At 29.3% G+C, this 26,726-nt stretch carries 32 protein-coding genes; 24 read left to right on the top strand and 8 right to left on the bottom strand.

Annotated elements, in window-relative coordinates; all coding sequences use genetic code 11:
• Positions 1-67 precede the first annotated feature (67 nt).
• Positions 68-766 (bottom strand): cyclic nucleotide-binding domain-containing protein, encoded by a 699-nt coding sequence (locus JJD95_RS11170; protein ID WP_291643099.1) that lies wholly within the window; start codon positions 764-766, stop codon positions 68-70.
• A 188-nt stretch (positions 767-954) separates the two neighbouring features.
• Between JJD95_RS11170 and JJD95_RS11165 the strand changes: the two genes are divergently transcribed.
• Complete coding sequence (locus JJD95_RS11165) at positions 955-1,380, top strand: DMT family transporter (protein WP_291643098.1); 426 nt, start codon at positions 955-957, stop codon at positions 1,378-1,380.
• A gap of 12 nt (positions 1,381-1,392) precedes the next feature.
• Entirely contained in the window at positions 1,393-1,845 is a 453-nt protein-coding gene (locus JJD95_RS11160) for a DMT family transporter (RefSeq protein WP_291643097.1), read from the top strand.
• A gap of 50 nt (positions 1,846-1,895) precedes the next feature.
• Here the strand turns inward: JJD95_RS11160 and JJD95_RS11155 are convergent, their stop codons facing one another.
• Entirely contained in the window at positions 1,896-2,168 is a 273-nt protein-coding gene (locus JJD95_RS11155; RefSeq protein ID WP_291643096.1) for a hypothetical protein, read from the bottom strand.
• A 330-nt stretch (positions 2,169-2,498) separates the two neighbouring features.
• Here JJD95_RS11155 and JJD95_RS11150 point away from each other — a divergent pair, with 330 nt between their 5' ends.
• Complete coding sequence (locus JJD95_RS11150) at positions 2,499-2,705, top strand: hypothetical protein (protein ID WP_291643095.1); 207 nt, start codon at positions 2,499-2,501, stop codon at positions 2,703-2,705.
• A 101-nt stretch (positions 2,706-2,806) separates the two neighbouring features.
• Here the strand turns inward: JJD95_RS11150 and JJD95_RS11145 are convergent, their stop codons facing one another.
• Together JJD95_RS11145 and JJD95_RS11140 are read right to left on the bottom strand one after the other, a co-directional pair.
• A complete protein-coding gene (locus JJD95_RS11145) occupies positions 2,807-4,099 on the bottom strand; it encodes an FtsW/RodA/SpoVE family cell cycle protein (protein WP_291643094.1) in 1,293 nt (430 codons plus the stop codon).
• Positions 4,090-4,431, bottom strand: a complete 342-nt coding sequence (locus JJD95_RS11140) for a PadR family transcriptional regulator (protein WP_291643093.1) — start codon at positions 4,429-4,431, stop codon at positions 4,090-4,092. The genes JJD95_RS11145 and JJD95_RS11140 overlap by 10 nt, the downstream gene beginning before the upstream one ends.
• Positions 4,432-4,716: 285 nt before the next feature.
• On the opposite strand from JJD95_RS11140, the gene JJD95_RS11135 reads away from it, so the two are divergent.
• From JJD95_RS11135 to JJD95_RS11050, 18 genes are all read left to right on the top strand, one after another.
• Positions 4,717-5,088, top strand: a complete 372-nt coding sequence (locus JJD95_RS11135; protein ID WP_291643092.1) for a GntR family transcriptional regulator — start codon at positions 4,717-4,719, stop codon at positions 5,086-5,088.
• A gap of 32 nt (positions 5,089-5,120) precedes the next feature.
• On the top strand, positions 5,121-6,011 hold the full coding sequence (locus tag JJD95_RS11130) for an ABC transporter ATP-binding protein (RefSeq protein WP_291643091.1): 891 nt from the start codon (positions 5,121-5,123) through the stop codon (positions 6,009-6,011).
• On the top strand, positions 6,004-7,053 hold the full coding sequence (locus tag JJD95_RS11125) for an ABC transporter permease subunit (RefSeq protein ID WP_291643090.1): 1,050 nt from the start codon (positions 6,004-6,006) through the stop codon (positions 7,051-7,053). Before JJD95_RS11130 ends, JJD95_RS11125 begins: the two co-directional genes overlap by 8 nt.
• A 100-nt stretch (positions 7,054-7,153) precedes the next feature.
• The gene (locus JJD95_RS11120) at positions 7,154-9,232 is read left to right on the top strand and encodes a hypothetical protein (RefSeq protein WP_291643089.1); all 2,079 of its coding nucleotides are present in this window, start codon (positions 7,154-7,156) and stop codon (positions 9,230-9,232) included.
• Positions 9,210-11,417: an ATP-dependent helicase gene (locus tag JJD95_RS11115; protein WP_291643088.1), complete on the top strand. Its 2,208-nt coding sequence runs from the start codon at positions 9,210-9,212 to the stop codon at positions 11,415-11,417. Before JJD95_RS11120 ends, JJD95_RS11115 begins: the two co-directional genes overlap by 23 nt.
• On the top strand, positions 11,411-12,163 hold the full coding sequence (locus JJD95_RS11110) for a PD-(D/E)XK nuclease family protein (RefSeq protein ID WP_291643087.1): 753 nt from the start codon (positions 11,411-11,413) through the stop codon (positions 12,161-12,163). The genes JJD95_RS11115 and JJD95_RS11110 overlap by 7 nt, the downstream gene beginning before the upstream one ends.
• A 177-nt stretch (positions 12,164-12,340) precedes the next feature.
• Complete coding sequence (locus JJD95_RS11105) at positions 12,341-12,697, top strand: PadR family transcriptional regulator (protein WP_291643086.1); 357 nt, start codon at positions 12,341-12,343, stop codon at positions 12,695-12,697.
• Positions 12,681-13,241 (top strand): DUF2812 domain-containing protein, encoded by a 561-nt coding sequence (locus JJD95_RS11100; RefSeq protein WP_291643085.1) that lies wholly within the window; start codon positions 12,681-12,683, stop codon positions 13,239-13,241. Before JJD95_RS11105 ends, JJD95_RS11100 begins: the two co-directional genes overlap by 17 nt.
• Positions 13,242-13,316: 75 nt before the next feature.
• The gene (sigY, locus tag JJD95_RS11095; protein ID WP_291643084.1) at positions 13,317-13,847 is read left to right on the top strand and encodes an RNA polymerase sigma factor SigY; all 531 of its coding nucleotides are present in this window, start codon (positions 13,317-13,319) and stop codon (positions 13,845-13,847) included.
• The gene (locus tag JJD95_RS11090; protein ID WP_291643083.1) at positions 13,848-14,255 is read left to right on the top strand and encodes a hypothetical protein; all 408 of its coding nucleotides are present in this window, start codon (positions 13,848-13,850) and stop codon (positions 14,253-14,255) included.
• On the top strand, positions 14,255-14,467 hold the full coding sequence (locus JJD95_RS11085) for a hypothetical protein (protein ID WP_291643082.1): 213 nt from the start codon (positions 14,255-14,257) through the stop codon (positions 14,465-14,467). Before JJD95_RS11090 ends, JJD95_RS11085 begins: the two co-directional genes overlap by 1 nt.
• Positions 14,468-14,617: 150 nt before the next feature.
• A complete protein-coding gene (locus tag JJD95_RS11080) occupies positions 14,618-14,809 on the top strand; it encodes a PLDc N-terminal domain-containing protein (protein ID WP_291643081.1) in 192 nt (63 codons plus the stop codon).
• 17 nt (positions 14,810-14,826) lie between these two features.
• Entirely contained in the window at positions 14,827-15,768 is a 942-nt protein-coding gene (locus tag JJD95_RS11075; protein WP_291643080.1) for an ABC transporter ATP-binding protein, read from the top strand.
• Positions 15,743-16,513, top strand: a complete 771-nt coding sequence (locus JJD95_RS11070; RefSeq protein WP_291643079.1) for an ABC transporter permease subunit — start codon at positions 15,743-15,745, stop codon at positions 16,511-16,513. Before JJD95_RS11075 ends, JJD95_RS11070 begins: the two co-directional genes overlap by 26 nt.
• Before the next feature lie 347 nt (positions 16,514-16,860).
• A complete protein-coding gene (locus JJD95_RS11065) occupies positions 16,861-17,592 on the top strand; it encodes a TraX family protein (RefSeq protein WP_291643078.1) in 732 nt (243 codons plus the stop codon).
• 28 nt (positions 17,593-17,620) lie between these two features.
• Positions 17,621-18,067: a GNAT family N-acetyltransferase gene (locus tag JJD95_RS11060; protein WP_291643077.1), complete on the top strand. Its 447-nt coding sequence runs from the start codon at positions 17,621-17,623 to the stop codon at positions 18,065-18,067.
• Between the two features lie 30 nt (positions 18,068-18,097).
• Positions 18,098-18,433: a DUF4003 family protein gene (locus tag JJD95_RS11055; protein ID WP_291643076.1), complete on the top strand. Its 336-nt coding sequence runs from the start codon at positions 18,098-18,100 to the stop codon at positions 18,431-18,433.
• Complete coding sequence (locus JJD95_RS11050) at positions 18,430-18,885, top strand: DUF4003 family protein (protein ID WP_291643107.1); 456 nt, start codon at positions 18,430-18,432, stop codon at positions 18,883-18,885. Before JJD95_RS11055 ends, JJD95_RS11050 begins: the two co-directional genes overlap by 4 nt.
• A gap of 75 nt (positions 18,886-18,960) precedes the next feature.
• Here the strand turns inward: JJD95_RS11050 and pdaA are convergent, their stop codons facing one another.
• Positions 18,961-19,860 (bottom strand): delta-lactam-biosynthetic de-N-acetylase, encoded by a 900-nt coding sequence (gene pdaA, locus JJD95_RS11045; RefSeq protein WP_291643075.1) that lies wholly within the window; start codon positions 19,858-19,860, stop codon positions 18,961-18,963.
• A gap of 154 nt (positions 19,861-20,014) precedes the next feature.
• On the opposite strand from pdaA, the gene JJD95_RS11040 reads away from it, so the two are divergent.
• A complete protein-coding gene (locus JJD95_RS11040) occupies positions 20,015-21,472 on the top strand; it encodes a LexA family transcriptional regulator (RefSeq protein ID WP_291643074.1) in 1,458 nt (485 codons plus the stop codon).
• 21 nt (positions 21,473-21,493) lie between these two features.
• Positions 21,494-22,036, top strand: a complete 543-nt coding sequence (yfcE, locus tag JJD95_RS11035; protein WP_291643073.1) for a phosphodiesterase — start codon at positions 21,494-21,496, stop codon at positions 22,034-22,036.
• Positions 22,037-22,076: 40 nt separating this feature from the next.
• On the opposite strand, the gene JJD95_RS11030 is transcribed toward yfcE, so the two are convergent.
• Both JJD95_RS11030 and JJD95_RS11025 read right to left on the bottom strand, forming a co-directional pair.
• Positions 22,077-23,315 (bottom strand): MFS transporter, encoded by a 1,239-nt coding sequence (locus JJD95_RS11030; RefSeq protein WP_291643072.1) that lies wholly within the window; start codon positions 23,313-23,315, stop codon positions 22,077-22,079.
• A gap of 155 nt (positions 23,316-23,470) precedes the next feature.
• On the bottom strand, positions 23,471-24,316 hold the full coding sequence (locus JJD95_RS11025; protein WP_291643071.1) for a hypothetical protein: 846 nt from the start codon (positions 24,314-24,316) through the stop codon (positions 23,471-23,473).
• Between the two features lie 360 nt (positions 24,317-24,676).
• Here JJD95_RS11025 and JJD95_RS11020 point away from each other — a divergent pair, with 360 nt between their 5' ends.
• Positions 24,677-25,534, top strand: a complete 858-nt coding sequence (locus JJD95_RS11020; protein WP_291643070.1) for a DegV family protein — start codon at positions 24,677-24,679, stop codon at positions 25,532-25,534.
• Positions 25,535-25,560: 26 nt separating this feature from the next.
• Here the strand turns inward: JJD95_RS11020 and JJD95_RS11015 are convergent, their stop codons facing one another.
• Complete coding sequence (locus JJD95_RS11015) at positions 25,561-26,466, bottom strand: aromatic acid exporter family protein (RefSeq protein ID WP_291643069.1); 906 nt, start codon at positions 26,464-26,466, stop codon at positions 25,561-25,563.
• Between the last annotated feature and the right edge of the window lie 260 nt (positions 26,467-26,726).

Raw genomic sequence — 26,726 nt, 5'->3', positions numbered from 1 at the left:
CTTTCTTTGTGATAATAATTAAAGGTGTATACTGCTGTAAGATAGTACAGCAGTATACACCTTTTTTTTACTGGTACAAATCCCCTGCAAGCTTTTCTAATTCAGCCATATTTAGAATGATAATAGAGTTTTTTTCTTTTTTTATTATTTTTTCATTGCATAATTTATTTATGGTTCTAATTAAATGTCTATAGCTTGTTCCAAGCAGATCTGCAAGTTCAGTAAATTTATCAGTTGTTATTCCAACATCTAGGGTAGAAAGATTGCTGTTTTCTGGCGCAATAGCAAGTAGGTAACTTGACAATCTATTTTCTAGAGGGTAGAGGATATTTATTGAACTGGAAATAGATGAGCTAATAAATTTTTTGCCAAGGCTTGTACACATACACTTTAAAAAAGTTTGATCATTAACAGCGTATTTTCGTATATTATTCATAGAGATTCCAATGCACAAACATTCAGTTATGGCTTCAATGTTTGAATTCGCCGTGTCATAATCAATAAATTCCACATCTCCAATTATAACAAGTGGTTTATGTAACCGAAATAGTAGAGATTTACCGTTTTTAAGAACAGTATATATTTTTACTTTCCCTTGTACAAAAAAATAAAAATAATCTATGGGTTCATCAGTTTTGACGAGGTGACTTCCTTTATCAAAACTATGTAGCTCCATATATTCATACATATCTATGCCGAAAAAATCATTGATATTATATTTTTTTATATAATTGTCTAGTTCATTTTTACTATTTATTCGTTTCACAATGGGGACCTCCTTTTAGTATTGCATGGAAAAATAATTATTTATTTAGTATCTAAGTATCATTATAATGGATTGTTTTTGTTTTGTATAAACAAATTTACTAGAAATATGACATGTGTCATATAGAACCAAGCTTTTTTATGTTAATCTTATAAAAGAGGCATTTATTAAAGACTGGAGGAAATTCAATGTATAAGGCATCTGCGGTATTTATAGGTATTTTAATTACTATAATGGTAACTTTTAATGGGATTTTGGCAAATTACACAGATTCCTATCAATCACTATTAATAATTCATATAGTGGGTCTTATTGCTGTAATTATTATTTTAATATTTAAAAAACAGAAGTTAAGGTTAAATAAAAATATACCGATTTATTTGTTTAGTGGTGGATTAATAGGAGTTTTGGTGGTATTTTTAAACAATTTATGCTTCAATGCCCTTGGGGCTTCGTTAACATTGTCCTTAGGAGTTTTTGGACAACTAATTTTAGCCAGCTTTATTGATCATTATGGATTATTTGGTTTAGACATTTACAAGTTTAATAAGAAAAAAATCGTGGTTTTTTTTATAATATCATTAGGGTTAGTTACAATGATATATTATAAATAGAGGAGTGGAAATATGTTATATATAATTTCAGCAGCTTTATGTGGATGTTTTATTATATTGTCTATGATTATAAATTCACATTTAGCTAAAAAAGTAGGAGTATTCCAGGGTACCCTAGTAAACTACATAGTAGGACTATTAACTACTATACTCTTGATTATTATAGTACGCAATTTTGTGGACCTATCCTATAATGATTATTCGAAAATACCATTATGGGCACTTTTAGGTGGACTAATAGGAGTTATGGTGGTTGCAAGCTCAAACGTTGTAATTCCTAAAATACCAACTATATATACTACTTTACTCATATTCATAGGTCAAATTTTCACAGGAATACTTATTGATTATTTTATAGCTGGATTTGTTTCAAAAGGAAAAGTTATTGGTGGAGTATTGATTCTAATTGGAATCATGTATAATTCTACCGTGGACAAGAAAGAATTGATTATAAAAGAATTTTAATTGTAAATTATTAAGGCTCAGCATTCGTTCTGAGCCTTAACAATTTACAATTAAGTTTCATGTGAGTATAATTTTAGATTTCCGATGTACTTCTTTATATAACCTCGTATCTTATAAATTTCTACTGCTGTAAGTAATGTTGGTGGCCCGAGGATAGATAAAGTATTAATAACGCCTGTACCTTCTTGTACCGCGTCTGTAGCATACGCGTAATTTTGTTTCAGAAATATACATCCAATTATACAACTTATTATGACTGGATATGTGTTGTGTTTAGTGTCTTTTAGTTTTGTATCGAAGATAACATTATCAATGCTACTCACTAATGCTTTTCTGGGGTGACTTAAATTTATTGTTTTAAATATAATAATGACCCCCTAAGATTATCTATGTTAATTATAGTATATGAAAATTAGGAGGAAATGATATAGTCATTTTGAAATAGTTTAATGACATTTCAGAAGGAAAGTCTCCTACTTCTATAAGTGGGAGTTACATTCTATAACAAATAAAAAACTTTAGTGGGAGTCTAAATCTCCTTCTGAAGTCATTAATATTGCAGCATCGCAGATGATGATTTAATTATGCGGTATATATAAAAATAATGTATAATAGATTTAAGTAAAATATAAAGCACACTAAGGAGATAAATTATGGATAACGAACTAAAAGAAATGTTAACACAAATGAATAAGGATATTAAAGATATTAGTGCAAGATTAAAAAATGTGGAGACTAATCAAGTGAATGTTTCCAATGCTGAACATAAAAATTGGCATATGTTAGCAGATAAGTTAGGGCAATATGATTCAATACTACATAAAATTTATGGAAAAAAAGGTTCAGAGAAAGAAAAATAATTAATCAAAAAGCAGTGAGATAAGATTTTCTCACTGCTTTTTGATATTAAAATATAGCTATAACTAATGGTTGCAACATAATAGTAATTGAGATACAATTTTTAATTGGTTAAACTTCTCCTTCTATACACACTCATAATAATACCTACAGATGCCATATTAATAAGCTCTAAAGAACCTCCATAGCTTATAAAAGGAAGTGCAATTCCTATAATAGGGAATAAATTTACATTCATTAATATATTTGTTGCAAATTGTACTATAAATATACTAATTAGTCCAGCTATAAGTAATCTGCCATAAGTATCTCTGACATATTTTGAAATATGCAAAATTCGATATATGAAAGAAATAATAATAGTAATAATAACCGCCGCTCCAAGCCAACCAAAAGTGTGCACTATATAATTAAATATAAAATTTGAGTGCATCTCAGGCACTTTTAATAGTTTTTCATTTGCAGAAAACCCGTTCCCGAAAATTCCAGATGTATGAGTTATTTTGTACATCTGTATACCTAAGTATCCAGCTCCATCGGGATCAGAGAATGGGTCTAAAAAACTCAAAAGTCTCGCTATTCTATATGGTGCATTGAAAAGATATAATATAAAACATATACTATTAAATGCAATAATGTAAAAAGCATATCTTATTTTCATCTTAGACTTAAGGGCTAAAACTATAAATGAAATAAAGTAAATTCCATAGTAAGCTAAGCCTTGAACAGAAAGTATTAAGTACATCGGAATAATTAAATAGCCAAAAGCTTTAATTAAATTCATTCTTTTGTTCCAGTCATAGTTATTGAATATACCTGAAAGGGAAAATATAAATACATATAAGCTAATTGCTTTAATATCAATACTAAAAGAACCAATTGAAATAAAAAGACTTCCATTTATAGGGTTACCTATAAATATAAATAGGATAAATAACAAACACATTCCTGCGAAAATATGTTGCGAGTACTTTTCTAATTTTCTGTAATCGAAGAAATATAATAATACTATGCCTATGGTACCGATAGCGGAATATAATAGGCTGTGATTAAATAAATAATCACTATGTTGATATGAACTTTTATATTGCATAAGATACATCAAAGCAACACCCGTATTTACAAGGATTATGGTTAAAATTAATGTGATCCAATCTGGGGTTCCCTTATGGGCTATATTTAGCTGTTTACCTAGGGTTATACCATCTCCCATTCGTTCAACGGCTTTACTTACCGCTTCTTCTTGTAATATTCTGCTTGAAGCATATTCATCTACAATATCCTCTATGTGTGATGATAGCTCCTGTTTTATTTCTTTATGAGCTGCTTTATATTTCACATAAGAACATACATAATCTATATATTCACTAATTTTAGAATTATTTCCTACGCCCATAATACGGCCTCCCATAATATTTTATCAACGGTGGAACGGAAAGTTGTCCATTCTTCTTCTTTTTCCTTCAAAGACAATAGACCTTCATCCATTATCCTGTAGTATTTTCTGGGACGATTACCAGAGCCTTCATCCCAATAGGCCTCAACTAGTCCCTTTGCCTCTAAGGTGTGAAGAATCGGATAAAGTGTACCCTCCTTTAATTTAAAAACCCCATTTGATTTTTCTTCCATCTCTTTTATCATCTCATATCCATACATTGGTTTTTTATTAATTAATTTAAGTATGAGAATTACCGTACTCCCTTTTAAAAGTTCTTTGTTTATTGACATGTTGTCGCCTCCTTTATAATTCTTGATTAAGATGGTATTGTTTTTATGCCTAGCAATTCGATACATCGGTATTATATGTATAATGATAACACTATAATAAATTATGTCAATAAGAGAATGCTACCGTTTTTTCAAATCTTGGGTCCGTTATTATATAAATATTTGTAAATTGGCACTTGACAATATAAGTATAAAGAACTACATTTATGTTGTGTACTATGTAAAGTAGTACACACAGTACACATATACAATGGATAGTTTAATTATTCGAGAGAAGGTGAAACTTTGATAAATATCGACAGCAGAAGCAGTAAGCCTATTTATGAACAGATTATTGAGAAAGTAAAGGAAAACATAATAAAAGGAATATTAAAGCCAGGGGATAAACTGCCTTCTGTAAGGGAACTTGCCTCGCTTATAACAATCAATCCTAATACTATAAGCAAAGCATATATTGAGCTAGAGCGAATGAAGGCAATTGAAGTTATAAGAGGAAAAGGAACCTTTGTAGTAGAGAATTTTAAACCTATCATGGATGCAGAAAAGATGAGAGAAATAAAAGAACATATGAAGAAAATAATTATAGAAGCACATTATATAGGAGTTGATAAGGGCACGTTAATTGATATACTTAATGAAATTTATAGTGAGTTTTAAACTATTGAAATTTATAAAATGGGGGCGTTAGTTTGATTGATATAAAAAATGTGAGCAAACAGATAGATGGTAAATATATTCTAAGGAATGTAGATTTACATGTAAACAAGGGGAGTATATTTGGAATAATTGGCGAGAATGGTGCGGGTAAAACTACATTAATAAAATGCCTAACAGGTATTTATAGAGTTAATGAAGGGGAAATATTAATAAATGATGAAGAGGTATTTGACAATAATATAGTAAAACAGAGGATAGGTTATGTATCCGATGAAAATCAATATTTTTCATCTTTCAAAGTAAAGGAACTTATGAACTTTTATAAGAAAACCTATAATAATTTTTCACAGGAGAGATTTGATGAACTTAATGAAAAATTTAAAATTCCTGTGAAGAGAAGAATAAGAGAGCTTTCCAAAGGTATGAAGATGAGAGTAGCTATTCTTTTAAACTTAAGCTTAAAGCCAGATATTTTAATACTTGATGAGCCCACATCCGGCCTTGATCCTGTGATTAAAAAAGAAATAATGTCCATTATTGTAGATGAAGTGGCTTCAAGAGGTATAACTGTATTTATTTCCTCACATCATCTAGAACATATCGAGAGAATTTGTGATAAAGTAGCAATAATTAAAAATGGTGAAATAAAATACATGAGCTCTATAGAAGAAGCTAAAAATAGCTTAATAAAACTTCAAGTTGTATTTAAGGACAATGAGGACACGCATAAAAATCTATCTTCTCTTGAGGGAGTAATTAGGATTGAGACTATAGGAAGAGTAAACTATATAATTACTAAAAATTACACAAAAGAATTTAAAAAAAGACTTTATGATATGGGTGCTGACTTTATAGAAATTCTTAATATGAGTCTTGAGGATATCTTTATATATTTCGTAGAAGAGGAGGATAAAAATGAATAAAATTATAAATAAGGCCCTTTTCTATAAGGAATGGATAAATGTAAAATGGGTAACCCTTTTAACTATTGTTATATTATTATATTTTAAGGTTTATGGTGTTATATCCGCATTAAATCAAAATGAAATATATTTTCAGCAACATGGTGAAGTATGGACTGATAGATGGTTTAATAACGGACTTCATGAACGGGGTACATATGTGCTTGTAATGATATTTGTTGTAATATTAATCGCCATGATTTTATTTGCGGGTGAAAAAGCTAGTGAAAATCAGGGATTTTTAGCTTCTATGCCCTTTACTAGGAAAGAGATAATACTCAATAAATGGATTGTTGGGGTGCTAAGTATCCTTATAAGTTTTGTAGTAACATATATATTCTTAAGCTTATTATATGTTGCAAATATTAACAACCTTGACACTGTATTAAACCCATACTCTGATATAGTTATATGGGTTCTTATGGATATATTTCAGTACATTTGCATTTTTACTTTTATTATGCTTGCACAAACGGTTATGGGAAATAGCATAGTTGCAGGTATAGTAGGTGGAATAATACTTATAGTGCCATACTTTATAACATTGGTGTTGCAGAGTTTAATTGATCGCTTCTATATGGAAAATTTTTATATAATTGTTGATAAAATAGGACCTTGGTTAAATATTTATAGTTATAATTTAACTCAAGAGCGCTGGCTTGAAAATACAGCAAATAGCGGTAAAGAACTGTATAGAACTTTTTATTATATAGATTATAAGTTAAAATTATTAATACTTTTTATATTAACTTGTTTATTTTTGTACTTATCATATGTATCCTATAAAAAGAGAAGCTTAGAATATAATTTAAAACTAATATCCTTTAAAAATTTAGAACCTATCTTTAGCATTGGTTTTGCTATCTGCTTAGGGCTTTTGGCAGGGAGTATTTATTATGAAAGGGGAAGGTTGAGCACATTTACCATTGGGGCTGTCATATTCACTATTATAGGTTATTTTATAGCTAAGCTATTACTTAAGGTATTATCATCTGATAAATAATTAAAAACAAAATGTTCTCTTTTACTTTTTTCTTGGTCTTTGTTTAATTTGTACTAAATATGGTAAAATATAAAATAATGGATTATATTGAGGTGATAATATGAAATATGCAGCAGCTAACGAAATAATAAATGAAAATAAATTCACACAGCAATGTATCTTAGTTAAAGGGAATTCTGCTAGTGGAAAAACAACGCTGGCAATTTCTAAATACAGGAACATGATAGAAAACGAAAACATTAAAAGCACAAGTATATTGTGCATGTTTATGAACAAATATCAAAATATAACATGGACAAAAGATATGATTTTTAATACCAATGGGGAGATTAGAAAAAGCTCCTACTATGGATTTATTAGGAAAGAACTATCACTTTATTGGCCCTATGTAGTAGAGAATTGTAAGAAAATAGAAAATAATTTGCTAAAGCCTGAATTTGCATCTTTTGATGCTACAAATTATGCAATGAAAGCATTAGTGGAGCATTTTAGAACATCTAAAGGGTACTTTAGTGATATAATATCAACTTCTACTAAAATAGCTTCAGATTTGATATCTAACATTAATAATGCTGCACTATCATTAGTGCCTTTTAATGAAATAGGGAGCAGGTTATATAATTCATTAGAGGTAAATGATTTTTTAGTAAAAGAAACCTATAATCAATTGGATGAAGTAACCCAGTATTACATATCAAAATTGTTAGGTAATGGCGTTGTAGATTATGGATTGTGTTTTTACCTTTATAATAATTATTTACTTCGGGACGCAAGATATTGTAATATAAATAAAATAAAATATCTTATTGTAGATGATATAGATGAGGCTTCACCAGCAGAGCTAGAACTTATATTTAAGATTATTAATAATGTAGATAAGGCATACTTATTTTATAACCCAAAGGGTGGATTCTGTAGTTATTATGGGGCTAACTCTGATTATCTAAAGGAAGAATTAAATATTGAATACCATGAAATTACTTTAGATGATCATTTTTGCTGCAATGACGAATTTATTGATTTTGCACGTGTAATAGATAATAGGGCACATAACCACGATAAAGAAAAAATAAATGGATTTTTACAAGCTCATATAGATATGACATCACAACTAAGATCAGAAATGGTACAGAAGATATTATTAAAAGTTGAAGAGCTATTAATGCAGGGATTTAAGCCTGTGGACATAGCTGTAATTTGTCCGTTTAATGATTTTATTATCGCCTACGCGCTACAGAAAAAAGCAAAAACATTGGGTATATCAATCATGGAGACTTCAAAAAAATATAGATTTATAGACAATGAATATTTACACCCATTAATAGTACTATCGGTACTCTGTAATGATTATAAAAGTATAAAATTAACTGGCGAAGATTATAAAAACTTTTTTTCTTTTATGTTACAGTTAGATCCAATTAGAAGTTCATTATTATCTTCGTTAGTAGTTTCTAGCGAACTTCCCGAGCTTAATAATGAAGTGAAAGATAGAGTAGGGGCTACTTACGTAGATAAATATATTAAACTCAAAAATTGGATTGAAAATTATAAAATTCACTTTTCAGAGCACAAGGTGCCGCTAGCTGAATTTTTCAGAAGTGCATTTTTAGAAGTGCTTATAATGCTACCAAAAGTTAAAGAACATATAGAGGACTACATAAATTTATATGAATGCTGCGAAAGTTTCGTAAATACACTAAATAAATTAGAATTTAAAGGAAGGTCTTCGGAAGAAAGATTTATAGAATTTATACTAAGAGAAGGGAGTGAATTTTGTTCGTTGAATGAAATTCAAGAAAAGCTTTTACAAGATAATGCTATACTTTTTACGTCACCCTATACTTATTTAACCTCTAATTTAAGTTCTAAGGTCCAAATATGGACAGATATTAACAGCAATATGTGGTGTTCAAGAAATATAAAGGAATTATCAAATTCCTATGTATTAAGAAGTAATTGGGATATTAATGATATCTATACGCAGGAAAAAGAAAACAATAATATATACGGAATTTTAATGTCCGTTGTCCATGGACTTTTAAGGAAATGTAGCGGTGAATTATATATATATGGTAGTGAATATTCTTTAAATGGATATCAACAAGAAAGTATATTTTCAGATATCCTTGTAGAAATTTTAAGTGAGCGAGGTGAAGATGTTGAAGGAAATAATCTATAGGGATGATCAAAAGCCTATAATGGAATACCGAGGGGGAACTATGGCAGTGCCAGCAGTTCCAGGAGCGGGCAAAACCTTTATTATATGTAATCTAGTATGTGAAATTATAAAAGATAAAGTTCATAAACCTGGTAAAATACTTATAGTGACTTTTATGAATAGTGCAGTGAATAATTTTAAACATAGAATTTCAGGAGTGTTACAAAATACTGGTATAACTGCAAGTAATGATTATGAAGTTATGACTATACATAGCTTGGCACTAAAGATTTTAAAAGAAAGACCAGATGTAATGGGAGTTAATGAAGATTTTCAAATATTGGATGATGTAAATAAGAGTTTGTACTTAAACAATTGCATTTCACAGTGGAGAAGAAAAGGAGGAGAAAGTGTATTTAAGGCTATGATATCAGATAAAGCCATAAATAAATACGAAGGAAAACAAAATGATTGGTGGAATGATTTCTTCAAAACAGTGGATACAATTATTGGTGAACTTAAGATAAATGACATTTCTCCAGAAAAATTAAAAGATGAATTAAAATATTTAAATGAAAATAGTATTTTAGTATATATATCTGAAATTTATGATTCCTACACTAAAACTCTAAAAAAAGAGGGATATATAGATTATAATGATTTGTTAATCCTTGCATACAAGCTTTTAAAAAATGATGATGTACTTAGAGGAAAACTACAAAAAAAATATACATTTGTATTTGAAGATGAGTGTCAAGACTCAAATTTAATCCAGGGAAAAATACTTAGTCTAATCTCCCATAAAAGCGGCAATTTAGTTAGAGTAGGGGATGTTAATCAAAGTATAACAGGAACATTTACAGCATCAGATCCAAAATTTTTCAGAGAGTTTAGTGATAATGCAAATGAAGTGTTTCAAATGTTTATGGCAGGTCGTAGTACAAATAATATTATTAATTTAGCAAACGAATTAGTCCAGTTTACAAATAATCATCATGCAGAAGAAAAATGTAGAGGCGCATTAGTAAACCAAGAGATTAAAAGTCTCACAGAGAACTTTGAAATCAGAACATCTAATGCTTTTAATTATGGAATAAGTGCTATGGTTTGTAGCTCAAGTGAAGATGAAATGGAAAGGGCTATTAATTTAGCACAGAAATTTAAAGAAAAACATCCAAGTAAAACCTGTGCAATATTAGTTCCATATAATAATCAGGTTACAGAAATAGCGGATAAACTCAGAGCTTTAAATCTTGGGTGTGATGAACTATCAAATAAATCAGATAAAAGAATTAAAGTTACGAATACTTTAGGATGTCTATTACATTTTATTTCAAGGCCGCAAGATAGTGTTAAATTTAAAAATTTAATTCAGAATGTGTTTATAGAAGAGCGAGATTCAGAAAGCGAAAAATTGTTCGATTTTATACAAAATTACGAAATAGAAAAGCTGATGTATCCTGAGGGAGGAATAATAAATTCTAAAGATATTCCACGAGATATTTTAAATTCAAAGGTGTATAAGGAATTTCTAAAGTCCATGGAACAAATTAAAACTATATTTGAATATCCACAAACACATTTAGATAGACTGATCTTACATATTAGCGATATTTTAAATTTTAGTCTTGAAAACAAAGCAATGGCAGAGGCGGTTGCATCTTATATTAGATTAAAGTCTAAAGATAATAGTGGATTTTCCTTAGGATATCTAGCAGATCAGCTGCTAGATGAAAAAAACAGTATATTAAATCTTATTTCAGGTATAATTTATGACCTAGAAGGATATGAGCCCTCTCCTGATAGAATAACAGTATCTACTTGTCACAAAGCTAAAGGTCTGGAATGGGATTGCGTATTAATATTAAATATAACATCCTATCAATACCCATATATGACAACAGATAAATTTAAAGACTATTATTATTTAAAATACGAATTTAAAAATCCAACAGTGCTTTGCAAAGCTGAGATTGCAAAAATTTTAGGGAATAGTATTTGTGAAGATCCGCTTAAAGAAGCGAAAATACAAATTATAAATGAGAAAATACGACTTTTATATGTAGGAATAACTAGAGCAAAAGAATATTTGATTTTAATGGCATCTAAATCTAATGAAGGGAAATGGAATGAAAATAAACCTTCGCACTATTTTAATGTTCTTCAAAGATACATACACTTACAAAGGGGTGATGGTAAATGTTAGACATTAGAGAATTAAATCACATCTACTATAGTCAAAATTTATTAAACACTTTTGATAAATGCCCATTAAAATTTAAGATAAAGTATTTGGATAATATTAGATGGAAAAACGATTCAATAAATGATGAGGATTATTATGAAAATATGAACATTGGACTAGATTTTCATCTTATCTGTCAACGATATTTTTCGAGTATTCCTGTGAGCATAGATAATAAAAATACTGAACTTATAAATTGGTATAATTCATTAAAAGAAAAATTTCCGATTTCAGATGAAAATATATATTTACCGGAATATGAAATTAAAATGAGGAAAGACAATATTAGAATTCAGGCAAAGTATGATTTGATAATTATTAAACCGAATAATAAAATAGAAATTTGGGACTGGAAAACAGAGAAACGGAAACTGGACTATAAAGAAGTGTGTAAAAGAATGCAAGCTATTATTTATATGTATATAATAGGAGAAAGGTCTTTAGAAATATTTAGTAAAGATACACCTATTGAAAATATAAGTATGAAATTTTGGCAACCTCAATTCGAAGATGACATTATTACTATTAATTATTCAGAAAGTGTTCATAGAATTCATGAAGAAAAAATTATGGAGCTAATACGCAGATTGGATAATTATGATTTTGATACCAAATTTAACAGTGAACTTTATAGTAAGCAGTGTAAGTATTGTGAATTTGCTGGAGGTAATCACGTATGTGATGCTTTTGTTCTAAAGGATATGTAAATAAACTCTTAATTTTTAAGAGTTTTTTTTTGTTTATTTATATTTTCACAAAACTTATTAATAAGTTTTGATTAGTAATATAAACAATGTAACAAAAAATTGACAATTTAATCAAAATAGAATACTATATCATTAAACGATATATCATTTAATAATATATATGTAAGGAGGCAAAAAATGGCTAGAGGAAAAGCACTAGATGAGGACATTTTAACGGATTCAACCTACTGCATTTTACTGACACTTGTGAAGCCTATGCATGGTTATGGCATAATGCAGGAGATCGAAAAATTTTCAAAGGGTGAAATGCTAATAGGCCCAGCCAGTCTTTATACAATTATAAAAAAATTACAAAATGCAGATTTGATCCTATTACTAGAAGATGATGAGGAAAGACGTAAAACATATACACTAACTTTGAAGGGTAAAGAAATATTGAAAAAAGACATTAAGAGAAGAATAACTATGGTAAGACATGGAGAGGAAGCTTTAAAGTATTTAGAGGGGGATGATATTAATGAAAAAGGAAAATAAGTATATAATGAATATGGGGCTAGCTTTTGATGAAGATAGAGCAATGAGAAAATTAAGTCAAATGGCGAAAGAGGGGTGGATACTTAAAGAAATGTCTTTATCTAGGTATAAATTAGTAAAAGGTCAACCAAAGGAAATAGTTTATTCCATGGATTATAAAGAATTAAGTAAAGATGATAACGAGTATTTTGAGGTGTTTCAGAGTAGTGGCTGGGAACATATGTGTTCTTTTGGTCCGTATCATTTTTTTTCAGCCCCACCTGAAACTGTTTCAATATACACTGAAAAAGAGAACTATTTAAGTAAGTATGAAAAATCAAAACACGTCTATAAAAAAACAGCAATTATATCTATAGTAATATTAATTTTTGTGAACCTAATTGAATTTTCACTAAAAAGTAAAATAGATGGAACCATTGTAAAAAATATATTAATCATCATAGGGACTATTTCATTTGCTCTAGCAGCGCCTTGTCTTATGGTGTGTATAGCATATTATTTGAAAGAAAAAAGAATTTTAAATAATAATAGTAAAATTAATTAATATTATGGATTATAATAAATATAGTGAACTTTTTAATGGATTTTTACGTTGAAGTATTGCTAGGGGTGATTGTTATTGGATGAACTAGAACTTATTAATAAAGCTAAGAATGGAAATAAAAGCGCACTAAATTCACTTTTAAAAGATAATTACAATATTTTAAAAGGTTACACTGTTAAAATGGTAGGAGACCCACACTTAGCACAGGATATTATTCAAGACACCATGCTTAAAGCTGTGCTTAATATAAATAAATTTAAGCCTAGAGCAAAGTTTTCCACTTGGCTCATAAAAATAGCTACTAATGTTTACAGAGATTATTTAAGAAAGAATAAATCCGTTAAACAAATAGAGGAAACTGATATCCATATAGGAAAACAATTAGAAGATACTGTAATATTGAATTTTGAATATCATGAGGTAATGAAAATTATTTTAAAGTTACCATATGAGAAAAGGGAAGTATTTATTTTAAAGCATTATTATGGGTATAAATATGAGGAAATATCAGAAATTTTAGGCTGTCCCATTGGAACAGTTCGGTCAAGACTTCATAATGCAGTAAAATATATAATAAATGAAACTTACAGAAAGGAGATTATATAAATGAAGGATTCTGAAAGAAATAAAAACTCTTTAATTGATGAATTTTACAATGAATCTCAGGAGAAAACATCCCAAAACACAGTGAACCATGATGCTGACTTAGAATTTAGAAGTGTGCTAAATTCCACAGCTAAGAAAATGGATGTGTTAAATGAAGATATATTTGATTTTGATATAGACACCCTAAGCATAATAGAGCAAGGAGAGTGTATAAAAGAAAACTGGAAGAATAAAAAAGAATTTATTCTGTTTATATTATCATCCATTATAATTCTTTCTTTGTGTTCAATAGCCACCATTAAAATTGGCCCTAAGCTACTTATTATTTCACAAGTGATTATAGTTACCATTGTTCCTTGGATAATAATACCTGTACTAGCGATGAAAAGAAGGGGAAGTGAAGTTTAATGGAACTTTCAAATAATGGATTAATTATACTATTAATAATAGTTATTCCTATATTACTAATTCAAGGAGCCTGGGTGTTTTATGATGCAAGAAGGCGTAAAGAAAAATATTATTGGCTTTGGGGATTATTCGCACTTATAAATACACCAGGTCATCTACTTATTTATCTATTAGTGACAAGAGTAATATTAAATAATAAAAGGGAAAATTAGCTGCTAAAATTAGTAGCTATTTTTTTTTGTTATGTATTAATTTACTAAGAATAGAGAAGGTGAGTTTCGTTATATATATTTTTTAAAATAAAATGAACTTTTTGATTTTGATTGCGTTAAAGTTATGAAAATATAAAAAGAGGTGATCACATGGGAGATAATTTAACATTATTAATACCAATAATTATTATTCAGGCTATACTACTTTTAATTGCAGTAGTTGATTTAGTAAAACGTGATAAATCAACTGTTAGAGGTGGAAATAAGTTTATATGGATTCCGGTTTTACTTGTTTCTATAATTGGACCAATTGTTTACTTAACATTAGGTAAAAAAGAGTAAAAAAAGGGAGAAAGAAAATGAGAATTATTAATTGTGAGGGAGTATCTAAAAATTATAAAGATAAAAAAGCATTAGAAAATATAACATTTAGTATAGAAGGCACTGGATGCATTGGATTTTTAGGACCTAATGGTGCAGGTAAAACTACCATCATACGTATATTAGCTGGACTCGCTTCACCTACTTCTGGCAAAGTAGAGGTAGTTGGGTACGACGTAAGTAAGGACATTAAGAAGATTAGAAAAGAATTAGGCTATTGTCCTCAGACACCGAAATTTTATAATTATATGACTGGTGAAGAATGGATGGAATGGGTTGGATCTATGTTCAAGTTGGACAAACAAACTATAAAGGCGAGAAGTGAGGAACTGCTAAAAACCTGTGGAATATGGGAAGAGAGAAAACGAAAAATTGGGGGATATAGTGGTGGGATGAAACAACGTTTGGCAATAGCTCAAGCGCTTATTAACAATCCTAAATTGCTTATACTTGATGAACCAGTATCCTCATTAGACCCACAGGGACGTTATGACGTGCTTAATATAATAGAAGACTTAAAAGATAAAATAACTATATTTATATCAACACATATTATTGATGATATTGCTAGAGTTGCGGATAAAATTATAATAATTAATAAAGGAACTGTAATATTATCGGGTTCTATGGATGAAATAATTAAAAAATATGCTGAGAAAACCATAGAATTTACAATTGAGTCAGAAGATAAAAATGTAGTGAATTTACTAAAGAATAAAACATGGGTGTCAAGAGTAGAAGTTGAAGGAAATAAATTCAAAATCAGTACAAATCAATTAGAAAAGGCATGTACAGAATTTCTTAAATTAGTTGTAAATGAGCAATTAAGCTTAACTTCATACCAAGTGAGCGGAATGACATTGGAGAACATTTTCTTAAAGGTGGTGGGTATTAATGATGAAATTACCGATGTTAAATAAAGAAATAAAAGAGTTATGTAAAACTTATAAAATTATAATTATTCCTTTGGTTTTTATACTATTAGCACTCATGCAACCAATAACAATGAAGATGCTTCCAACCTTACTAAAAAATGCATCAAATTTACCCGCGGGTACTGTAATTAAAATTGCTCCACCTTCTACTAATGATGTTTTGAGGTCCTTACTAGGTCAGTTTGGGCAAATGGGTACTATTGTAATTATATTAATGTTAATGGGAACAATTGCAGGTGAACGTTCATTAGAAGTAACAGCAATGGTATTGGTAAAGCCAATAGGACGTGCAAGGTACTATTTCGCGAAATTCTTTTCATATTCTATACTTATTATCTGCAGTATGTATATAGCTATTGGTTTTAGTGCATATTACATTGAAGTTTTATTTGGTAAAGTAAGTTGGTCATATATAATGCTAGGTACTACGGTGTATTTACCTAACTTAATACTAATTATTGCAATTACTATGTTCTTTTCAAGTTTCCTTAAGAGTCAAGTAGCTGTGGGTGGTGCAGCCTGTGGTGTATATATTATTTTAAGTACAGTTCCACAATATTTAGGTGGATTCTTAAAGTCTATATCAATAAATGAATTAGTATCTACTGCAAGTGATATATTAACAGGTTCAAATAACATTGAATTTTTGAAACCAGTATTAGGTGTAATGGCTATGTCAGTAATATTAGTATTAGCTGGATGGCTTATATTTGAAAAACAAGAAATATAAAAATATACTATGTTCTTTTAAGTTATATTTAGCATACTCTTTATAATAATCACTATTATAAAAATCAACAAAGTTGAGATGATTTAGCTAATCAAAACAAGGGGGTATATATTATGCCGGATAAGGGTAAAAGTAAAGGTACTTCGACTAAAGATAATGGTAAGAAAAAAAATAAAAAGAATCAAAAAAATAAAGGACCTAAAAAATAATAAAATTCCTGAACTCACTGAGTTCAGGAATTTTATTACTTTGAGATGAAAAACGAAATGATGCAACAATAAAAGATAAATGGTATAATTTATAAATAAAGTTATAGGAATATATAAGTTTTTATTGGGGGGATTTTCATGACAACCAGCATGTTAAAAGTTATTGCAGCTTTATTAATGTTAATTGACCACACTGGAGCAGTAATTTTTTCAGATGCAATAATTTTAAGATTAATAGGAAGATTATCATTCCCTATATTTGCCTATTTGATTGTTGTAGGATATACTAAAACGAAATCATTTTCTAAATATTTAACTAGACTTATTGTATTTGCCGGATTATCCCAGATACCTTTTTCATTAGCATTTGGGGAGCGGTCTAGTATATTTAGTTTCTCTGATTTTTATAGTTTTTTTGTAGGTGGATCAGATCCACATTTAAATGTTTTTTTTACTTTAGCACTAGGACTTCTAGCAATCCGTATATGGGATAAAAAAGAATCAGAACTAGGCAGATTTATAGCTGTATTATCATTAGCATTGATAGCGGAGGTTTTACATACAGATTATAGTATGTATGGAATCGCGATGATATTGGCCTTTTATATTTATAGGGATAATAAAATTAAAACTGTTATATCTCAAACTATTGTATATATAATATTTGATGCTTCCCAAATTTTATTTTATGTGTACAAATTTCCAAGTATAACATTAGAGATAGCTTGGTTTAGTCAGGCATTATCGTTACTGGCATTAATTTTTATTTTTAAGTATAACCATACGAAGGGTAAAGATTTAAAATACTTCTTTTATGCTTTTTATCCATTGCATTTATTGGTATTAGGTTTGATGAAAATATTTTTGTAAAACAAATTGTGAAAAGGAGTGTAGAGTTATGAATTGGATAATTAAAAAATTTAATGAACTAAGTAGTGACGAACTATATGAAATTTTAAAACTTAGAAGCGAAGTCTTTGTTGTAGAGCAAGAATGCATCTATGAAGATTGTGATGGCAAAGACAAAAAATCATATCATTTATTTGCAGAACAGAACGGCGAAATCCTTGTATACTTAAGAATTTTAGAAAAAGGTGTTTCTTATAATGAGATATCTATAGGAAGAGTCCTAGCTAACAAAAGATATCGTGGGAGAGGTTTTGCAAAACAAATGATGATAAGAGCAATAGAATTTATCGAGCATTACTTAAAAGAGAATGAAATTAGAATATCAGGACAGGAATATTTGTTGGATTTTTATACGAGTTTTGGGTTTGTTAAAGTTTCAGAAAGTTATTTGGAAGATGATATACCACATATAGAAATGTTATATAAAAACTTTTAATTATATATTAAATACTGGGGGCTATTATTTATGGAAGCATTAATAAAATTAAAACTAGATAGATTGATTGTTTTATTTCAAGAAGTATCTAGCGTTTATAAATGGGAGGGAGCTTTAACTAACCATTTTACTGCATTGACTTATACATTAAATAACAGAGGCTTTGATAAAGAACAAATTCAAGATGTGCGATTTCATATGAAGAAAACTACGGGTATATTTTCTAATTATAGAGGAATTTCTAAGATTATCGTATCAGCATTATTAACAGGTAAATATGATAATCCAAAACAGGAATTTGATAAAATTCTAAGTTATGATAAAAGGATGAAACAAGCAGGCTTTAAGAATGTTATAACTTACTGACTGAAAATGGATTCCATAAAAATAATGGGCTTCAATTTTTATCTCATATACTAGGATTTCGCAAAGAAGATAATAAAACTAAAGTTTTAAGGTGCAAGGAAATATTTGATAGGTTAAAAGATAATAATATGAAAGTTTATTCTAGTGGGTATGGTGTAATTGGGTTCTTATCTATACTTGGAGAAGAAGGGTATGAGGCAGTAGATCAAGTTATTGAAGTTGTAAAAGTTCTTAAGTCAACTAAAAAATATAAATGGTTAACGAAAGAAACCCATTTATATACGGCTGCTGCTTTGGTTAGTGATGTATATATTGATAATATGAAAAATCAAAAGGAACTTATTCAAACAGCAATTGGAATTTCTATTGAAGCTTTAATTGCGGCACAAACAGTAGCTATCATAGCAGCAGCTAGCAGTTCAGTAGCTATAGCTGCTGCTTCAGCATCTTAAAAAGAAATAATTCAAAAAATCCTATCTGTATATAGATAGGATTTTTTAGTTATTAATATTAAAGTATCTAGACCTTTAGTTCAGATTATTGTTACTAGGCAAATCATCTAATGTTTTTAGCACATAACCTTGTTTTTCCCACTGAGTAATTACATCATCTAGTATCTCTGCATTGGTTTTTGATACTGCATGTAGTAACATAATTCCACCATTGTGAGTTCTTTGCAAAATTCTTTTTTTAGCCGTTTCATGGGAAGGTTGTTTATTAGTAAGCCAATCCATATAAGCAAAACTCCAGAATATAGTTTTATATCCATAGTTTTGAGTGTATTGTAAGGACAACTCACTATACTTACCCATTGGTGGCCTAAAATATTTAGATATTTTTTTTCCAGTGACATTTTCAAAAGCTTCTTCTACATCAGATAATTCACTTTTGAATTTTGTTTCATCTTTTATAGATGCCATTGAAGGATGTCTGGCACTATGATTACATACTAAGTGGCCTTCATCTACCATTCGTTTAACTAATTCAGGGTTAGAAGTAATATAGGGCTTTACAACGAAAAAGGCTGCTTTTACATTATGTTTTTTTAAAACATCTAAGATTGGAGCAGTATATCCAGCTTCATAACCCTCATCGAAAGTTAGATATAATACTTTTTTTGATGTATCTCCTAAATAATAACATTGATATTTTGATATAAGTTCACGAGTTTCTTTTGGCCCTTCAGGTGGCTCATTGTCATTACGGGGCTGAAAATACCAATTATATTCCTTAGTACTTACTGCATTAGTAGTCTCAGCAGGAATAAATACATTTTTTAAAAAATCTAGTAGGGTAGGTGCTTTTAGAATATCATTGCTAGAGTTTTTAACGGAATTATTTCTTAACTCACTGCTATAAACAACACTTGAAAAACAGTTGATGCTGAGTAGTGAGGAAATAATTATACACAAAATCTTCGATTTCACACTGATCACCTCTATTCATCTACTTTTAAATCAACAAATTAATATATAACTTAGTATGTGCATACTAGAGTATTTAATACTTTTTAAATAAAAATTTTACTATGGGATCAATAGTACTGTATACTATTAGTATGTCTAAAATAGAGGTGAATAAATGGAATTGTGTTTAGAACAACAAAGATTGATACATAGCAAGCCCTCAAAGTATTGTTTAATTAGAGGGATGCAAAATTCAGGTAAAACAACTGCAGCCATTTATAGAAGTCTTTATTTAAAAAATCACTATTGTTTATACAAAGATGATAAAATCTTAATGTTAGCGTCAAAGGATGAGGATATAGATAATATTAAAAACATGTATAACATAGCAGAGGTGGAAACTAGATTAGAATATTTAAGCTTATTTTCTAGTAGTGAGAGAAACTTTCATGTGGTTACATTAGAAAGTATTTTACATAAATATTTTTTGGAATATCAAAATAAATATAAATTAAAATATAAAATAATTACGGATAATGATAAAAAAACTAGCATCATGGAAAGTTGTATACTTCAGATTAAAGATATTTATCCGAAGCTAAGGATACTTCGAACTGACTATGTTGAATTTTATATTGAAGAAGTAAAGTGGATAAAAAGTTGTAATTACTTAGAAATAGATTTATATTTAGAGACAAATAGAACTGGAAGAAAATCTAAAAAAGGACAAGGGCTCCAAAGAATAAAAAAAAATTCTACTGCTAGAAAAGCAATCTATGAAATTATGGTTAAGTATAATGAAAAGCTTAAATCATTGAATTTAGTTGATAATGAGGATATTAATATATACGCTCTTCAAATGGCAAAAGCCACTAAAGGGGACAAGTATTGCCATATTATAAGCCATAAAAGTAACAATCTAACTAAAATACAGATGGATTTTATGAAGGCGTTATCTAACGAAAAACCTTATTCTAGCACTATGTTCCTTGTTGATACGGATAAGCCTCGTAAGAGTAACTCATGGATGGTGAAAGGTAAAAGAGTTAATACTAAACCACTAGGAGAGAAAGCAAAGTCATATTCATTTAAAAGTAAATATAAAACACAAGTTGTTAATTCCTTTGAGAACTTTCAATTTTGTGATATAAGACATGGTAGAGCATATGAGTTCATGAGGGATTATAGTAGGATTTCAGACATTTTAGTAAGCGATGGAAAAGAAGGTTACGAATATTTAAATGAGGAATTATTGGAACTGCCAGTATATAGCGATATAGCAGCAGGAGAACCTATACTCATTAATTCTGAAGTGGAAGGTAATTTCTATATTCCGAAGTATTGGTTAAAAGGAGTGAAAAATTCATTTATTTTAAAGGTTAAGGGAGACAGTATGATTGGGGCAAATATTGATCATGGAGATTATGTAATAATAAGACATGAGAATGGTGCAAATAATAATGATATTGTAGCGGTTGACATAGGTGGAAATGCTACTTTAAAAAGGCTTTCAATAAAAAAGGATAAAATATTACTTATGCCAGCAAATGAAAAATACCAGCCTATTGTAATAGACAGTGAAGATACATATATTATAGGTACAGCTGTAGGAATTATAAAACACAAAAAGTAATTTGAAAGGGGTCTGATAAAGATGAAGATATTTTTTATTTCAGACATTCATGGTTCCCTCTTCTTTTTAGAAAAGGGCTTAGAGCGTTATAAAGAAGAAGGAGCTAGTTACGTAGTACTTTTAGGGGATGCCTTATATCATGGTCCAAGAAATCCATTACCCAAGGATTACAATCCTCAGGCGGTAGCAAACCTCTTAAATGGGTATAAAGATAAGATAATTGCTGTCAGAGGAAATTGTGATAGTGAAGTAGATCAAATGCTCATAGAATATCCGATGATGTCGGATTATTCCATAATATTATATGATAACAGAAGGTTATTTTTGACTCATGGGCACATTTACAATGAGGATAATATGCCTTGTTTAAGTGACAATGATGTTCTAATACATGGACATACACACCTTCCTGTAGCTAAAAAACACAATGGAATATATGTGCTAAATCCAGGTTCTATAACGCTACCTAAGGAAAATCACCCTAATTCATATGCAATACTCCAAGATGATTTATTTCAAATAAAAGATTTACAGGGTAATGTTATAAAAGAAATAGTATTTTAAAAAACTAATAACCAAGGGTTACCTTGGTTATTAGTTAATTCTAAGCATCTTTTTTCTTTTCATTTAGATATAGTAAGTACATAAGTGCTGAAGCAGTGATACCAACGAAAAATATAAGGATCCATGCGTGATTTATTTCTTTATTTCTAATAAATAAACCCATCATAAAGGGACCAACTGCAAAGCCTGTACCAGTAATTAATGGTAGGACTGCATTAAACCGACCTCTATGGGACATTGGTGTATGATTGGCAATATATACTCCAGAATTAGTGGCAGATAGTATTTCACCTATTGTCCATATTATTGTAGATATAATAAAGACCATATAGGTTTTTGCTAAAAATAACATTCCAAAACCTAAAGAGAAAAATAGACCAGCTAAGGTAATATTAAGTATAGGTCTAAGTTTTTTTGTTACAACTGTTATAATTGTTGTCATAGTAACTACTACTAGTCCATTGATTGCCATTAGAGAACCATAAAGTTTTGGGCCATGGCTACTAAAAAGCGTATCCATTTGCATAGGTATTATAAAACCATGTTGTGCATACATAAACGAATATATCATTGAAACCATGGCAAAGGCTATAAGATAAGGCCTTTTTAAAAGAACGCTAAATAAGCTACCATCTTGGGCCTTTTCTGTTTCACTATAGAAATCAGAACTGACTTTATCGCATGTGATTGCTTTATCTGGAAGGGTTTCTTCTACAAACACAGCGACTAGTACTAAAGATAGTATAGTTGTCGCGGCATCTCCTAAAAATAAAATTTTCATGTGATTATTGTATAAAAAACCTGCAATTAATGGTCCAAGTGAAAAACCTATATTAATACCTAAGTATAAAAGCGAGTATGCTGCTTTTCTGTTTTTTGTTGTTGTTAAATCAGCCATCATGGCGCTATTGGGTGGTTGTGCAGCACCTCCGAAGAAAGATGAAAGAATTAAAAGGTAAGGTACTATTAAAGATTTCCCAAGGAATGCACAAGGAATCAGACACATTGCAGCCACCCCTTGGGAAATGATAATTACTTTTTTTCTTCCGATATGATCTGCTAATTTTCCACCTATAAGTGAGCCAGGTATAGAAGAAACCGCAGCCATCATTAAAAATAAACCAGCTGTTTCTATTCCAAGTCCTAAGCTTTTTGTAAGAAATAGTGTTAGAAACGGATGAACAAAACTTCCCATACTGTTAATAATCCGAGCAAAGAATATAACATAAATGCTTTTAGGCAAGCCGGAGTATGGTTTTAGAATATTTGAATTTCTCATTGATTTCTCATGGGTTTCCTCCCCTCATAAATAATAACAACTTTTTTAGATTTTTGTTTATCTTTAGTTTACTAAAAATATATATAAATTTCCAGTTATAATGATAAATACATAAAAAAAAGATAGCCATTGGCTATCTTTTTTAAGCTTAAAGTTTATTTTCTAAGGAAAAAACTGAATTTATCCTTTTGTGGCGTTGATATCGATATACTACGCTCATGAAGCACTTTATCAAATTCTTGAATTTGACCATCAACTATATTTGCGTAATCAGTTTTGCCATCTTCTAACCAGCTCATAAATATATATGTATGTGAAGGGCTACCAGGTTCTTCTGGTAAATCTGTAGTGAAACAAATATCTCCTTTTTCTAGTTCATTGAAGTCAGTATTTTTTTCCCATCCCATAGAAGTTAACCTTTCTAACAAACCATTAACTGTAGAGGTATTAGTAGGTATATCATAGTTGTTAGCTCTCAAAATTTCTGATAAGAGATAAACAGTAATACCTGTTTTATTCCCATTGTTTAAACTGAGTGCTTTTTCTAGCGAAGATACTCTATTTGATTCTAAATTTAAATATTCGTAAATATCATTTTGGGTTTCAGCTACTATAGTAGATGCACTATCAACAGTAGGTTTAGTTACTACTTCACTTACTTCTTTATTCGTTTGTTCGTCAGCTACTACATCAGCTTTAGGTTTCATTAAAGAACTGTTCATGAATATAGAAAATAGTATTATAGATACTACAACTATACCAAGTGCTAAAACAATTATATTGTTCTTAAATTCGTTTTTATCTGCTAACAGGCGCATTTCTTTTATGTACTTCTCACTAGTGTCAATATCTTTTGACTTAGATTTCCTACTGCTATACTCAGTTTTGGGATTGTTATTTTCTGAAGCATTGTTATTTGAATACATTTTATTTATAATTTCACTATTATCGTCTGTTATAATTTCTTTATTTTCTTCATTCTCTTTTTTATTTTCACTCATGTTTTTCTGCTCATAAATATAGGTGCCATATTAATATTTTACCTATATATCTGCAGCACCCCCTTATATTATTAAGTCTATCACTACGTCAAGTTTAATGATTATTTGTATCACCTACTTTTATATACTATAAGTGTAACATATCATGGAGTATTTAAGTACTATTTGTAGAAGTTTAAATTAATTTAATATTTTATGAAATATATTACATTTATTGTAGCTATAAAGATAATATATTCTATATTTATTATCTTTATATTGGTTTATATATAATAAGGATTAATTATAAACCTTTGGGGTATTGTTTACCAGAATATTGTAGTATAATATATATAATACTTGATAAGTGGGGGAAGAATAATGACTATAAAAATTGTAACGGATAGCACCTCTTACATAAGTGAGGAACTAAAGGAAAAATATGATATTTCTATAGTTTCATTAAGTGTTTTTTTTGGAAATGAGGAGCTTAAAGAGATTAATATTGAAAATAAGACTTTTTATAATAAACTAGATGAGAGTATGATTGTACCTACTTCATCACAACCATCTTTAGATGAAATGTATAATTTACTAGAAAAGCAAGTATTGGATAATAATCAAGTGGTTGGTGTTTTCCTTTCTTCAGATATGAGTGGAACTTATTCAAATGCATGCCTTGCAAAAAGTATGATTCTTGAAAAATACCCAAATGCGTTAATTGAAATTATAGATTCTAGATCTAATTGTATGCAACTGGGTTTTGCAGTATTAACAGCTGCCAAAGCAGCACATAAGGGGAAATCAATAGACGAAGTAGTTACACTCGTAAAAGATAATATAAAGAGAAGTAGATTTTTGTTTATTCCTGATACTTTAGAATATCTAAAAAAAGGTGGAAGAATAGGTGGTGCTAGTGCACTGCTGGGTACTATTTTTCAAATTAAGCCCATACTTACTGTTATAGATGGAAAAACAGAATTGTTTCATAAAGTAAGAACAAAAAAACGTGCTATACAAACTATGGTTGATAAATTTATTGAAGACATAGAAAAAAATGGACTAGGTGAGGTAATGATCCATCACATAAATGATGTGGAGGGAGCACTGGCTTTTGCAAAAACAATTGAAGAATGTACAGGCAAAAAAATAGATATAGCCCCAATTGGACCTGTAATAGGAACTCATGTTGGTCCTGGTGCACTCGGTATTGTGTATTATACAGAGAAGGATTTATAGTTAATAAAAGGACTTCAGAAGGAGATTTATCTTCCAACTGAAGTTTTTTTGTTGTTAAATGAACTTAAAATAGTCAACGTTTGAATCAAATTGTGAACATGGTAGTTAAATACTATGTTTATGTCATTACTTATATAAGAAGGACTAATTTTATTTTCATGGAATAATTCATTTAATTTATTACGGTTATTTTCATTAAAGTGGTAATCAAATGGCACGTGGTCTTCAGTTAAAGAGTTTAATATAACCAAGTGATTATAAGCGGTTTGTGAAGCTGCTATTACCTTATTAATAATAATTATATCTTGACTTTCAGCGTTGTCACTTCTTATTTCACTTAAATATGAATCGAGTGATTTTTTTAATAATGATATTTGGATATTTAAGTTAGAAAGATTAATATTTCCCCTGAAATTAAACACATCTTCAGATGTCTCAAAAATATTATTGACTAAAATATTTCCATCCACATGCAAGTTATCTAAAAATCTAGGGTGGAATATAAGGTAATTGACCAAGACTGATATAAATATTCCTACAAAAGTTTCTATAACCCTGTTGATACTATAAATTAGAGGGGTGCTATCTCTAAGGTTTGTCATTATTGCTAAAAATACTACGCAACCAATTATAATAGAATTTTTTCTATTTAAAAGGTTTAAAAAGTAAATTACCATTACTATTCCTATGCTTGTAAGAAATACATTATTAGGACTTATGAGTGCGAATAACAATCCGCAAATTGCACCTATAATAGTACCAATCATTCTGTTTTTACCCGTAGTAAAGGAGTTGTGTACAGTACTTTGCATAGTTATAACTGCAGCAATACAGGCATAGAATGGAAATGAATGATGGAAAGTTCTTAATAAAATTAGACATAAAAAAACTGAAAGTGCAGTTTTAATATTTCTCATTCCTATATTTTGCATATTAGTGACCTCCTGACTATTCAACGGTTCAGATTAATTAAAGTGAATTACAAATAATTTTAGATACTTTTATATGATACCAAATTTGAATTAATTTGCAATAGTTAATTATATTTATACATGTCAAGCATTTTTGAAAATGTCCCAAATCATGTGAAACATTAGCACCAACTAATTGTTGGTGCTTTGCTTTTGTAAAAGTATGATTTTGGGTAAGCTTAACAGACCTACCGCGTGCTTTACTTTTTTAAAAAAGAAAC

Origin of the sequence: Clostridium sp. (genome assembly GCF_016650035.1) — a bacterium.
Lineage (GTDB): Bacteria > Bacillota > Clostridia > Clostridiales > Clostridiaceae > Clostridium_AD.
The sequence above is the reverse complement of the archived record's forward strand: the minus strand, read 5'-3'. Positions and strand labels throughout refer to the sequence as shown.